The sequence below is a fragment of the Komagataeibacter sp. SM21 genome (assembly GCF_041402665.1).
GTDB lineage: Bacteria > Pseudomonadota > Alphaproteobacteria > Acetobacterales > Acetobacteraceae > Komagataeibacter > Komagataeibacter saccharivorans.
On the sequence record NZ_JBGLOV010000003.1, the window covers coordinates 74462 to 86741 of the forward strand.

At 61.9% G+C, this 12280-nt stretch carries 13 protein-coding genes; 3 read left to right on the forward strand and 10 right to left on the reverse strand.

All coding sequences use genetic code 11. From position 1 onward, the window contains the following. Nucleotides 1–3: 3 nt before the first annotated feature. Nucleotides 4–531 (reverse strand): DUF2721 domain-containing protein, encoded by a 528-nt coding sequence (locus ACBR42_RS04245; RefSeq protein WP_165927309.1) that lies wholly within the window; start codon nt 529–531, stop codon nt 4–6. Nucleotides 532–633: 102 nt separating this feature from the next. Between ACBR42_RS04245 and ACBR42_RS04250 the strand changes: the two genes are divergently transcribed. The 3 genes from ACBR42_RS04250 (at nt 634) to ACBR42_RS04260 (ending at nt 4638) form a co-directional block, all read left to right on the forward strand. Next, the gene (locus ACBR42_RS04250; protein ID WP_371207349.1) at nt 634–906 is read left to right on the forward strand and encodes a hypothetical protein; all 273 of its coding nucleotides are present in this window, start codon (nt 634–636) and stop codon (nt 904–906) included. A 446-nt stretch (nt 907–1352) separates the two neighbouring features. Next, nucleotides 1353–3110 (forward strand): porin, encoded by a 1758-nt coding sequence (locus ACBR42_RS04255; protein ID WP_174234088.1) that lies wholly within the window; start codon nt 1353–1355, stop codon nt 3108–3110. 439 nt (nt 3111–3549) lie between these two features. Beyond that, complete coding sequence (locus tag ACBR42_RS04260) at nt 3550–4638, forward strand: oxidoreductase (protein WP_371207350.1); 1089 nt, start codon at nt 3550–3552, stop codon at nt 4636–4638. A gap of 6 nt (nt 4639–4644) precedes the next feature. Here the strand turns inward: ACBR42_RS04260 and ACBR42_RS04265 are convergent, their stop codons facing one another. The 9 genes from ACBR42_RS04265 to purH all read right to left on the reverse strand — a co-directional run bounded on the left by ACBR42_RS04265 (nt 4645) and on the right by purH (nt 12224). Next, complete coding sequence (locus tag ACBR42_RS04265; protein ID WP_118962672.1) at nt 4645–6309, reverse strand: glycosyltransferase family 39 protein; 1665 nt, start codon at nt 6307–6309, stop codon at nt 4645–4647. A 12-nt stretch (nt 6310–6321) separates the two neighbouring features. Beyond that, nucleotides 6322–7077 carry a glycosyltransferase family 2 protein gene (locus ACBR42_RS04270; protein ID WP_371207434.1) on the reverse strand — a complete coding sequence of 252 codons (756 nt, stop codon included), beginning with the start codon at nt 7075–7077 and terminating at the stop codon, nt 6322–6324. 21 nt (nt 7078–7098) lie between these two features. Next, nucleotides 7099–7593, reverse strand: coding sequence for a F0F1 ATP synthase subunit B (locus ACBR42_RS04275; protein ID WP_371207351.1), 495 nt, complete (start codon nt 7591–7593; stop codon nt 7099–7101). Nucleotides 7594–7625: 32 nt separating this feature from the next. After that, entirely contained in the window at nt 7626–8240 is a 615-nt protein-coding gene (locus ACBR42_RS04280; RefSeq protein ID WP_102324936.1) for a hypothetical protein, read from the reverse strand. A 16-nt stretch (nt 8241–8256) separates the two neighbouring features. Further along, nucleotides 8257–8481, reverse strand: coding sequence for an ATP synthase subunit C family protein (locus ACBR42_RS04285; RefSeq protein WP_003616715.1), 225 nt, complete (start codon nt 8479–8481; stop codon nt 8257–8259). A 61-nt stretch (nt 8482–8542) separates the two neighbouring features. Continuing rightward, on the reverse strand, nt 8543–9292 hold the full coding sequence (locus ACBR42_RS04290) for a F0F1 ATP synthase subunit A (RefSeq protein ID WP_102324937.1): 750 nt from the start codon (nt 9290–9292) through the stop codon (nt 8543–8545). A 12-nt stretch (nt 9293–9304) separates the two neighbouring features. Beyond that, a complete protein-coding gene (locus ACBR42_RS04295) occupies nt 9305–9646 on the reverse strand; it encodes an AtpZ/AtpI family protein (protein WP_102324938.1) in 342 nt (113 codons plus the stop codon). Nucleotides 9647–9770: 124 nt separating this feature from the next. Further along, nucleotides 9771–10547: a hypothetical protein gene (locus ACBR42_RS04300; protein ID WP_118962670.1), complete on the reverse strand. Its 777-nt coding sequence runs from the start codon at nt 10545–10547 to the stop codon at nt 9771–9773. 96 nt (nt 10548–10643) lie between these two features. After that, complete coding sequence (purH, locus tag ACBR42_RS04305) at nt 10644–12224, reverse strand: bifunctional phosphoribosylaminoimidazolecarboxamide formyltransferase/IMP cyclohydrolase (RefSeq protein WP_110546836.1); 1581 nt, start codon at nt 12222–12224, stop codon at nt 10644–10646. Nucleotides 12225–12280: the final 56 nt, after the last annotated feature.

The following is a 12280-nucleotide window of genomic DNA, read 5'->3' on the forward strand; positions in this document are numbered from 1 at the left end:
CGATCAGTCCTGTTCAAGGGCCATGTTATTGAGCATGTCGCGCCTGTGCGGCAGGAACGTCGTTACCCGCAGGCCGTGCCATGCGACGATGCTGTCCCCCAGGAACATGGCCAGCGCGATAACGGTGCAGACCAGCGCATTGCCGAACATGAGCACCAGCCACCAGGCGATGGCGGAATCCCGCACGCTGCCCAGAAACAGCGCGAAAGCTGACCCGCAGGCGGATGCGCCGCCCACACCGGCGAACAGGATCGCGGCATCCAGCAGCAGCGTGCGGTAATGCAGGTGGGTCAGGCGGCGCAGCAGCACGCTGGTGCTGTCCTTTCCCTTGGTGTCCGTGGTGTCATCCGCATTTTCCAGCTTGTCGCGCACCGTCTCGATATGATCACTGACGCGGGCAAGCCGGGTGTTGAACATGTTCAGCAATGTACCGATGCCGGACAGCATGAAGACGGGTGTCAGGGCTGTCTGGATCAGATGGGCAACGCCATCGACGGAATCATCGGGAATAAGGCCGGGAAAGGCAGACACTGCGGATATATCCTTGGATGCGGTCAGGACCTGCGTTTTTTGGGCTTATCCCTGCCCCCGTCAAGGGGCAGGATCGATACAGACAAGAAAGGAGCCACCGTCATGTCGCATAACTACGCCACGCCGCTTACGCCTGAAAAACGGCTGACGCGCGTCCTGTCCCGCATTCCCGACGACTGGTCCGTAAACATCGACCGGCAACCCGACGGTAACGGCGGCACCTGCTGGCGCGCGCGCCTGACGCTGCCCGGCGATGATGCACTGGACTGGACCGCCCCGCAGGGCACGATGGTCGAGGCGCTGGAAACCGCGTGGCGTCAGGCCCGCGCCCTGCCGGGTGGTGAGGTAGGCCCGCAGGTTACAGTCAAGAATTAAGTCAATAAAATATAAACACAGCTTTGTGATGATGTGTGCTGTATTTCCGGTTGGATGAACCCCTGCCCCCATCTGATTTATTGAACAGAATCTGGAAATTCATGCGCACACGATTGTTTGATGCATCCGATACAATGTTTCGTATCCGGACCATTCCTCTCCGTTCCGGGCGGGTGCGTACTGCAATATCGTACGGAACCGGTCGGGAAACACACAGCTTTTTCAGGATGACTGTTTTTTGAACCTTGCATAAAAAAAAAGGAATATTTGCTAACAAATTCCTTCCGCCCATCGGAAACCCGCTGTTTTTCTCCTGCCCGTGCAAGGAAGAATCCCTGCACGCTCATGCCCCGGTTCCGTCGGGATACGCGCCCTGGGACAGCCACCAGCCCCCATTGACCCGCCGGGTTTTATACAACAGGAATGCGGACAGGGAGTTTAATACTATGTCGGCTGGAAAATTGGCGCGTATTGGCGCAGTAGTTGTTATGGCAAGTAGCGGGGCATCCCTTGCCTGCCCTGAAGACGCGCGTGCTGATGATTACAGTGAACTCCTCGATATCCTGAAGGCGAAGGGCAGCCTGACACAGGGCGAATACCGCGGCCTGCTGGCCCATCATATGCAGCATGCGCGCGAAGCGGCCTCCGCCGCACGTGCGCAGCAGTACATGCCTGCCCAGCGTCGTACCACCATTCCCGCATCCACCCACACCCAGATGCGCACCGCCATGGGCCAGAAAATCCAGCCGCCCGGCCAGATCGACATCGGTGGCGGGATGGACCCCAACGATGTACTGGCGCAGGCCCAGCAGGCGGCGGCCAGTGCGCAGGCCAGCGCGGCATCGGCGGAATCCACATGGCTTGCAGCCCAGCACACCATGGACAGTTCATCGCTGGTGCATGTGGACAAATACGTGCCCGGTGGCGGCCTGACCTTCAAGGCAGGGCCGATCGACATCAACCTGTCCGGCTTCATCAACGGCTTTTACACCTATAACAGCCCGGCTGGCGGCCATCCGGTTGCGGGCGGTGTTTCCACCGGATCGAGCGGGTTCGATTCCTCCGCGCTGCGTAACGGCCTGCTGCCCGCGGGCCTGATCCTGAAGCTCAAGACCACACAGAACGGCATCGACCTTGCCGCCGTGATGGGCATGTATCCCGGCATCAACAATGCCAAGAACGGCGCATTCAACGCCAATACGGGTGGTAGCCCGGTCGGGCTGGGAACCGCCGGCATCGATTTTCGTCAGGTTTACGTGACGGCGGGCAACAAGAAATGGGGCACGTTCAAGATTGGTCGTGACCTTGGCATCTTTGGCGGCGACGCCATCCTTGATGACGCCACGCTGCTGAGTGTCGGTTCAACCGGCAGCAACTCGGCGCCGGGCAATACGTCGCTGGGCCGTATCGGCGTGGGTTATGTGTATGCGGACTGGATTCCGCAGATTTCCTATCAGTCGCCCACCATCAAGGGGTTCCAGGGCACGATCGGCATCCTGCAGCCGCTGGATGAATTCGATTTCTCGGGCGATGACGCCAATGGCAATGCCTATTCGGCCAGTTCCACCCAGCACAGCTCGCCCATGATCCAGGGCAAGGTGACCTATGACTTCAAGATCGGCGGCCTGAGTGCCCGCATCTGGGCCAGCTTCCTGACCCAGCACCAGCAGGACCTGACCGTAAGCCGGACAACAACCGTCAACACGGCCCTGCTTGAAGCCAGTGGCGGGATCTACAACATGGCCACAACCACCACGGCAGATATGGCGGTCAATCCGGGCCAGAAGCGTGGCGTTACGGCGGAAGCGGGTGAAATCGGCACGAAGCTGACCTACGGACCCGCGCAGTTCGTCGGCTATTACTACCGTGGCAGCGGGCTGGGCACGACCGGCCTGTTCTTTGATGGCGTGGCCAGCAACGGCCGCAAGCGTGCATCGGAAGGCTATTATGTCCAGATGATGTACAACTTCACCAAGCGCTTCAAACTGGTGGGCAGCTATGGTGTCAGTAACCTGTATCAGGCACCGGGCGAGGATGATCCGGATCTGGTCCGCCGCAATGAATCCGAAGTGGGCGCCGCCTACTATAAAATGACGGACTGGCTGAATCTGGTGGCGGAATATGCCCATACCAGTTCGGCAGCACACGGACCGTACAAGGAAAGCGACAACAGTGCTTCCGGCGGTATGATCCTGCTGTTCTGAGCGTTTAACGCCATCCGGGCGAGAACATCCTGACCGGGGCAGACGGGCATACCGTCTGCATCCGGATGCGGGTTAACCTTATCCCCCACTGCGACGGCTGGTGGCGGGGCGGTCTTGCATAGGTCGTGTTCGTACAGATTACGTAGAAGTTTTTGGTGAAGCCTTTTTCAAAAAGGTGGCACCCAAAAACTTTTATTTCTATTTATCAATAAGTTATTTCAAAACGGGAATGGTCTGGACAGGTCGCGCAGCCCCGCGCCATAAAAACTGGCTGCAACAGGGACTGTTCTCCGGAAAAGGGTAAAGACGAGGCCCGCTTTCCCTGTTTCCACACCGCCATCAAACGACCGCGTTCGTCACCGGTCCGGGCATCTGGCCGCCGGAAGCAGTTTGCTGCAAAAACGGGTCCTGCCGTAATGCACCGGAAGAAAGGCAACAGATGCCCACACCATCACGCTGGCCTCTACGGGTCGGGATTGTCGGTTATGGATTCGCCGGGCGCACATTCCATGCGCCACTTATTGACGCAACACCCGGTCTGGCGCTGGTCGCCATCAGTTCGGGGCAGCGCGCCCTTGTGGCACAGGACTGGCCGCAGGTTCAGGTGGTGGATACGCCCGATGCGCTGTTTGCCCTGCCCAATCTCGATATGGTGGTGATCGCCTCCCCCAACGAAACCCATGCACCACTGGCACGCGCCGCCCTGCATGCGGGGCTGCATGTGGTGGTGGACAAGCCCTTCACCCTTGATCTGGCGCAGGCCCGCGCACTGGCCGATGAGGCACAGGGCTGTGGCAGAATCCTGTCCGTTTTCCAGAACAGGCGGTGGGACAGCGATTTTCTGGCAATCCGCAACGGCCTGAATGCCGGAATGATTGGGCGGGTGGCCACGTTTGAATCCCGTATGGACCGTTTCCGTCCGCAGGTGCGCGACCGCTGGCGCGAAGCCGATATGCCCGGCAGTGGCCTGTGGTTCGACCTTGGCCCCCATCTGGCCGACCAGGCCCTGCAACTGTTCGGCCTGCCGGATTCCATACAGGCCACGCTTGCCTGCCAGCGCGATGACGCCAGCATTGATGACTGGGCGCAGGTGATACTTCTCTACGGGCAGATGCGCGTCAGCCTGCATTGCAGCATGCTCGCAGCATGGCCCGGCGCACGTTTTGCGGTACATGGCACAGGTGGCACGCTGCTCAAGCGCGCAGCGGACCAGCAGGAAACCCAGCTTCGCACGGACATGGTTCCCGGTGCCGATGGCTGGGGCGCGGACCCTGACGACATGCTGGTATTCGATGGCACGGATACACCCCGCGCCGTGCCCTCTCCACCGGGCGACCAGCGTATCTATTATGCGCTACTTCGTGATGCCGTCATGGGCCATCGCGCGAACCCGGTTCCCCCCATACAGGCCATTGCCGTCATGGCTGTGCTGGAAACCGCCGCACGATCTGCCCGGGACGGCAAAAGACTTTCCCTCCCCCTGAACGAAGAAGAAAAAGCCCTGTGGGCGCAGGCATGGGAACGTTAGGGCCGATCAGTCCGGCTGGCGGATCACGCCATACAGCCCGATATCGAGATATTTGCCGGTGGAATAATTCAACCCGCGCTGCTGTCCCAGTTCATGCAGGTCCAGTCCATCCTGCATGGCGCGGGTGCTGAAGGCCACCAGATCCTGTGCGCCGACCAGCACCAGAGCGCATTTCTGGTTCTGTTGCAGGAAGTCCGCTGCTGCCGTGGCGCCCATCAGCCGTGTATTCTGACCCAGCAGAAAAACAAGGCTGGGTTCGGAATCCGATACGGAAGCCACGACCGTCTGCGCGCAGGGACGATGATCATCAACCATGGCGGCAAGGCGGGGGCTGAGCCAGATGGTCTGCAGACGTGGAATAACAGTAGAAAAAAGCCCCACATGGATAATGACCGCAGCCGCCACCGCAGCCATGACGGCGCGCAGCATATCCCGGTGCACGATCAGATAACCCGACAGCACCAGCAGGGGTAACGCACCGGCCGGGATCAACATGGCTGCGGGGGAAAAGGTGCCTTCCATCCGCCACAGCAGCACCGGACCCGCAAATGCCAGAACCGAACCCAGCGTGAACCAGAGCACCGCATAGGCCGCAAGCACGCCCCGCGCCCATATCGCATGCGGCCACTCCCAGCGGGAGGAATAGGACACGACGGCAGCCGCCGTCAGGATGGCGATGGCGGGATAGGTCGGCAGCACGTAATGCGGCAGCTTGGTGGCGATGGCTTCGAACACCAGCCAGTGCGGCACGATCCAGCACAGCAGATAGCGCACATGCGGTTCAAACCGGCGCGCCCACACAAAAGGCAGGCTCATGGCCGCGAACAGCGACCCCGGCCAGAAAGCAAGGGCGAAAACCGCAAGGTGATAGCCCGGCGGCAGGCCGTGTGTTTCCTGCCCGCTCGCCACCTTGCCAAGGAAATTGCGACCGACTGAACGGGAAAAGAAATCCCCATGGCTTTTGACACCAATCGCCACGCACCATGGCACGACAATGGCCAGCATCAGCAGCCATCCCCATGAAGGGCGCAGACGCCGCCACCAGTCGATGCGCCGTTCCACCAGCGCAAGGGCCAGCGGCGTGCCAAAACCGGGAATAAGGATGACCGGCCCCTTGAGCATGAGGCCACACCCCAGCGCCGTCCAGTAAAGCAGCGCTGCGGCCAGAGGCGTTGCAAGATCACGTTCGCGGTCCAGATAGGCCCGCAGCAGTCCGCATTGCGCCAGCAGCACGCATAGCAGCAGCGTGGTATCAATGGTGGCCATCCGCCCTTCCGCCGTCATCAGCACGGACACGGCCAGCAGGGCCGCAGCCAGCAATCCGCAGGCAGGGCCAAACAGTGCTGCCCCAATCCACGCGGTCAGGACGGCGGCAGCGGTGACAGACAGAAGTGAGGGAATGCGGTAGGGCCAGACAGCGTGCGTGTCCTGCATGCCGGTCAGGCGGACGGCAGCCGCTTCCAGCCAGTAAATGCCAGCAGGCTGCAGGTAGCGGGGCTGATCGAGAAAGCGGACATCGACATAGTCGCCACCATGCAGCATCTGCGCCGTGGCTTCCATGTAACGCGGTTCGTCACGATCCAGCGGCGGCAGCGTGGCCCGCCCGGGCAGGAACAGGACAAACACGGACAGCGCCACCAGAATATAGTGGCGCAACGTCAGACGCGTCATGGCATGGCCCCTTCAGCGTTCGGTAACGCGTTTCGGTATCCTGGCGCGGCTGTTCAGCCACATGACACCCAATATGTCCCGGACGCCTACGATGGCCCGGTTGAAATTGGTATATTTGGAATATCCGTGCAGCCGGTTGCGATGATGGACCGACATGCACACCAGCGGTACGCCCCGCCGCCCCATAAGGGAAGGCAGGAAACGGTGCAGTCCCTCGAACTGGGGCAGACAGAGGAAATCGGCCCGCCGGAACGCCTTGAGCGAAGCACCGGTATCGGGGCAGCCATCATTCAGCAGGCGACTGCGCAGGCCGTTGGCGAAACGCGACGCCAGCCTGCGCGACAGGGTATCGCGCCGCTTGGTGCGCACCCCCACCACAAGCGGGGCACGTCCCCTGGCCGAACGACACAGGTCAAGCATGGGTGCGAAATCGGCGGGGTTGTCCTGACCATCCCCATCAAGGGTAATGACCCATTCGCCCCGCGCGGCTTCCATGCCGGTGCGCAGACCCGCGGATTTACCACAGGGCCGGTCATGACTGATGATACGCAGGTCTGGCAGGATACCGTCATCCCTTACGGCCTTCAGGGCCGCAACCGTATCATCCGTGCTGCCGTCATCGACAAAGATGACCTCGGCTGCAGGTAACTGGTGCAGGGATGCCGCTATTTCCTGACAGAGGGGGCGGATGTTCTCCCCCTCGTCCAGCACGGCGGCGATGATGGAAACAACAGGGGCGTCATCCGCCCCATCGCGTATTTCCGACATTGCGGCTGTCAGCAAGGGCTGTCAGGCAGCGCGCTGGGAAAGGACTGCCGGCATGTCGCTGATCGACTTGTCAACGATCTTGCCATCGGTATCGGCGTTCAGGCTGGCGGCCAGCGTCTCACCCGTGGCCTGAATGGCAATTTCAATGGCCATTTCACGCACTTCCCGCAGGGCGGAGCGTTCAGCCGATGCAATACGATCCTTTGCCATCTGTTCGCAGCGTGCGGCTACGGCGGCGGCATTCTTATTGGCCTGTTCCGCAATGATGGCGGCTTCCCGCAGGGAATGTTCGACCAGTTCCTTGGCCTCGGCGATGGCCGCTTCCCGGTCACGGGTGGCGTCCTCAAGCATCTGCTCGGCCTCACGGCGCAGGCGCGCGGCTTCATCAAGCTCGGCGCGGATGCGTTCCGCCCGTCCGTCCAGTGCGCTCATCAGGGGCTTCCACAGTGAGCGCCCGAACAGGACAAAGAACAGGACAAAGGCAACAGCCGACCAGAAACGGGGATCATGAAACATGATTATGACCTGTCTGTCTTGGGCAGCGCGGGTCAGAGACCACGTGCTGCCGCAGCAGAACCGACCTTTGCCGTCACGAAATCGGCCGGGGCGGCAATGCCGGATAACTGATGGATCAGCGTTTCCGCCGTCGTTGTGGAAATCTCACGCACGGATGCCAGTGCCGTTCCGCGTGCCTGCGCAATGCGGGTTTCGGCATCATGGATTTCCGCAGCCAGCCGTGCATTCATTTCCTCGGTCTGCCGGGCGGCGGCAAGACGTGCCTCCTCGACAACCTTGTCCACATTGGCCTGTGCTTCCGCCAGGGCATTACGCCGTGCCGTATGCAGTTCGGCCACTGCTTCGTCCGCGCGGGTCTTGGCCTTGTGCGCGATACCAAGATCCGTCTCGATCGTCTGGCGACGCAGCGACAGGACCTTTTCCACCTTCGGCAGGGCCGAACGGCTCAGCAGAAGATAGAGTACCAGAAAAATGCCAGCGCCCCACACCACCTGACCGATGACATAGGGATTGCCGAAATCAAGCTGGGGCATGCCCTCGGCGCGCGCGCCAGGGGCGACCATGGCCATCAGCGGCAGAGCCAGCGCGGACGAGGCCAGCAAGGTCCCCGCCCTTCGGATGTTTTCATACACCACGGCGCGCGCCATGTTCGCCTCCAGCGTATCAGACGAACAGGATCAGGAACGCGATCAGCAGCGCATACAGGGCAACGGCTTCCGTCAGGGCGAAGCCCAGCATGCCGAGACCGAACACGTGCGGACGTGCGGACGGGTTGCGCGCGATGCTGCTGACCAGCGTGGAGAAGATGTTACCAAGGCCAATGCCAACGCCGGCGAGGGCGATAACGGCGATACCGGCACCAATTTCACGGGCTGCTGCGATATCCATGTCTTATTTTCCTTGTTTCAGACGTTCTGGATTGAAGCGATGGAAGACGGCGTGCGACCCGTTAGTGGGCCACCGCCTCCCTCAGATAGATGCAGGTAAGGATGGCAAACACGTAGGCCTGCAGGGCACCCACCAGCAATTCGAGTGCCATCAGCGCGATATTGATGACCACGGGACCAACGGCGATCACATCACCGAAGAAGCCCAGACCGGCCAGCATGATCGTGAAGGCGGCAAACATGTCGAACATCACGTGACCGGCGACCATGTTTGCAAACAGACGGATCGACAGGCTCACGGGACGTGAAAGAAACGAAAGGATCTCGATCGGGATCAGCAGCGGGGCAAGCGCCTTAGGCGCGCCGGCGGGCATGAAGTGGGCGAAGAACTTCGCCCCCTGCACCTTGAGCGATACGATGATCGAGAGGCAGAACACCATCAGCGCCAGCGCCAGCGTCACGGCGATATGGCTGGTGAAGGCGAAGGAGAAAGGCAGCAGGCCGAGGTAGTTACCGGCCAGGATGAAGAAGAACAGCGTGAACACGAACGGGAAAAACGCCCGTCCTTCAGCGCCGATCGTATCGACCGCCATGTTGTAGATGAAATCGTAGCACATCTCGGCCGCGGCCTGGAGCCGTCCCGGCACCACGGCCGCCGGACGCATGCCCAGATACAGGAACGCCAGAACCACAATGGAGGCGACAATCATCATCATGGGGGACTGGCTGAACCGCAGGGATTCACCAAGTACTCCCAGAACTGGATGGAGCTCGAACTGACCGAGCGCGTCGATGGATGATCCGGCCGCCAACTTCGTTCTTCCCTATATCCGTCCTGAGCCGTTATCCGGCCCGTCTGCCTTCGTGTTTATGGCATCGGGCCTGACAAGACGCCAGACATTAAGCACACCCGCCACACCCCCGAAAAGCGAGAACACGATAAGGAACCAGGGCTTTGAATGCAGCCAGTGGTCAAGCCCCCAGCCCATCGCAACCCCGACCACAAGCGCCGATACGAGTTCCGTCCCGGCCCGGAGCACCAGCCCCAGATCGGACATCGTTCCACCGGTGGCCTGTTCGGCTGCCGCGCGCGGTTTGACGCGCTCACGGGCAGCTTCCAGTCGCCGGTCAAAGGACTCGCCTGAAGGCCTGTTATCCTTATCCACTTCTCGCACCTCCCATAGGGTGCAGGCGCTAGCTAACGATGCAGCAATAACCTGTCAAGCAAGGGGCGGCAAACAAACGCTCCATCCCCGCATCTTTTTTATCGCGCATGCGTTGTCCGCCCCCTTATTCGGCGGTCGAACCACCGGGAATGACATCATAACCCGAACTGCCCGGAAACGCGCCGGGCGGCGGTGCGTCAGCGGGTTCGATATGGATGGCCTGACTGATATCCGGGCCGATTTCACGCGCGTTGATGGCCGTCCCGCGCTCACCGGCGACACCGATACCAATGGCATGCAGCGTGGCGCCCGGCCGCAGCCATGCGGCAAGGCGGGCAGCATTGGTTTCACCCACGTAAATCACGCTGTGATCACGCATGATGACGCCCTGCACCTTGCCCTGCATGTCATATAGCGGGGCAAGGATCGTGCCATCGACCGGAACATCCGGCCCGATGCTGGGGGAATCAGATGGTGCGACAGCCGTGGCGGAACGGACATCGGCAATACGCTGCCCGCGTGGCCCGGTTACGGCATAGGCGCGCACGATGGGCCTGCCTACGCCCTTCAGCCCGGCTACCGTCACCTGCTCGCCGGGGCGGACGATGCCGGGCAGGCTGTCGCCCAGTTCGTGCGTACAGAAAACCTGCGTGCCATCAGCCAGCAGCAGGCCGGACACCTGCCCCGACGCCGTCAGGATATATTGCGTGACCTGACCCGTCGTGACCGGCAGGGGCGCGATATCGAACACCAGTGCGGGCTGCGCAACGGCTGGCATGGATGGCGCGGGATGCTGCACGGCCCCTTTTCTGTCGGCTGCATGGGCGCTGCCGCCCACAAGGCTGGCTGCCACAAACACGCCCGCAAGAAGGCGGCAGGGGGAATGTCGATAAATGTCCATGCAGATACCCGTCTCTCATCTAGCCTGACCGGCATCTGGCCGGACCGTGTCATCTCATTCCATCCCTGCCATGCAGGCAAGGGCCGTGTGTTCGGATCAGTGCCGGAAATGGCGCATACCTGTGAACACCATGGCAATGCCCGCCCTGTCGGCTGCGGCGATCACCTCATCATCCCGGATCGAGCCGCCGGGCTGGATCACGGCGGTTGCACCGGCGGCGATGGCGGCTTCCAGCCCGTCGGCGAACGGGAAGAACGCATCCGACGCCACGACGCTGCCCTGGGTCAGCGGATGGTCGATACCGGCTGCGTTTGCGGCATCCGCGCTCTTGGTCGCGGCGATGCGCGCGGAATCAACGCGGCTCATCTGGCCGGCCCCGATGCCAACCGTGCTCTGGTCCTTCGCATAGACAATCGCGTTGGACTTGACGTGCTTGGCCACACGGAAGGCGAAGATCAGGTCAGCCATTTCAGCCGGAGTCGGCGCACGCTTCGTCACCACCTTCAGCGCATCCGGCATGATGCGGCCGCTATCGCGTGTCTGGGCCAGGAACCCACCGGCTACCGAGCGGACAACCACCCCACCCTGCGCGGGATCGGGCAGGGCCCCCGTCAGCAGCAGGCGCAGGTTTTTCTTGCGGGCAAGGATCTGGCGGGCTTCCTCCGTTGCGTCGGGGGCGACGATCACTTCCGTAAACAGGGTGGCGATGCGCGCCGCCGCTTCAGCTTCCAGCGTGCGGTTCAGCGCCACGATGCCACCGAAGGCCGAAACCGGATCACAACGCAGGGCATTGTCCCATGCCTGCGCCTGTGTCGCCGCTGTCGCAACGCCGCAGGGGTTGGCGTGCTTGACGATCACGACCGCAGGCTCATCGAACTCGGCCACGGCCTCGAACGCCGCGTCGGTATCGTTGATATTGTTGTACGACAGGGACTTGCCCTGAATCTGGCGGGCCGTGGCGACACCGGGGCGGTTGCTGCCATCGGTGTAGAAAGCGGCCTTCTGGTGGGGGTTTTCACCATAGCGCAGGCTTTCGCGCTTCTCGCCCGCAACAATCATGCGTGGCGGCAGGATCTCGCCTTCCTGTCCGGCGAACCATGCGGCGATGGCGGCGTCATAGGCCGCCGTGCGGGCATAGGCCGCCCCGGCCAGCTTCGTGCGCTGGTCCAGCGTGGTGCCGCCATTTTCCAGCGCGGTGATGACATCGGCATACTGCGCCGGATCGGTCACGATCGCGACATGGGCATGGTTCTTGGCTGCGGCGCGGATCAGGGCCGGACCGCCGATATCGATATTCTCGATGCAGTCCTCCGCCCCCGCGCCGGAAGCAACCGTGGCCTCGAACGGGTAAAGATTGACCGCGACAAGGTCGATCGGCGCGATCTGGTGCTCTTCCATCTGGCGGACATGGGCGGGCAGGTCACGACGGCCAAGGATGCCGCCATGCACCTGCGGCACCAGCGTCTTGACGCGACCATCGAGGATTTCCGGAAAACCGGTATGCTCCGACACGTCGCGCACCGCGATACCGGCCTCACGCAGGGTGCGGGCGGAGCCGCCCGTGGAGAGGATCTCGGCCCCATGGGCGACAAGGGCGCGGGCCAGGTCAAGCAGGCCGGTCTTGTCGGAAACGGAAATCAGGGCACGCCGAACCGGCACGGTCTTGGGGGGGGTCATCAGCGGGTGACCTTTCACGCAAGCTGGAAATGAGCCAATGCGGGTGGATTAGTCCA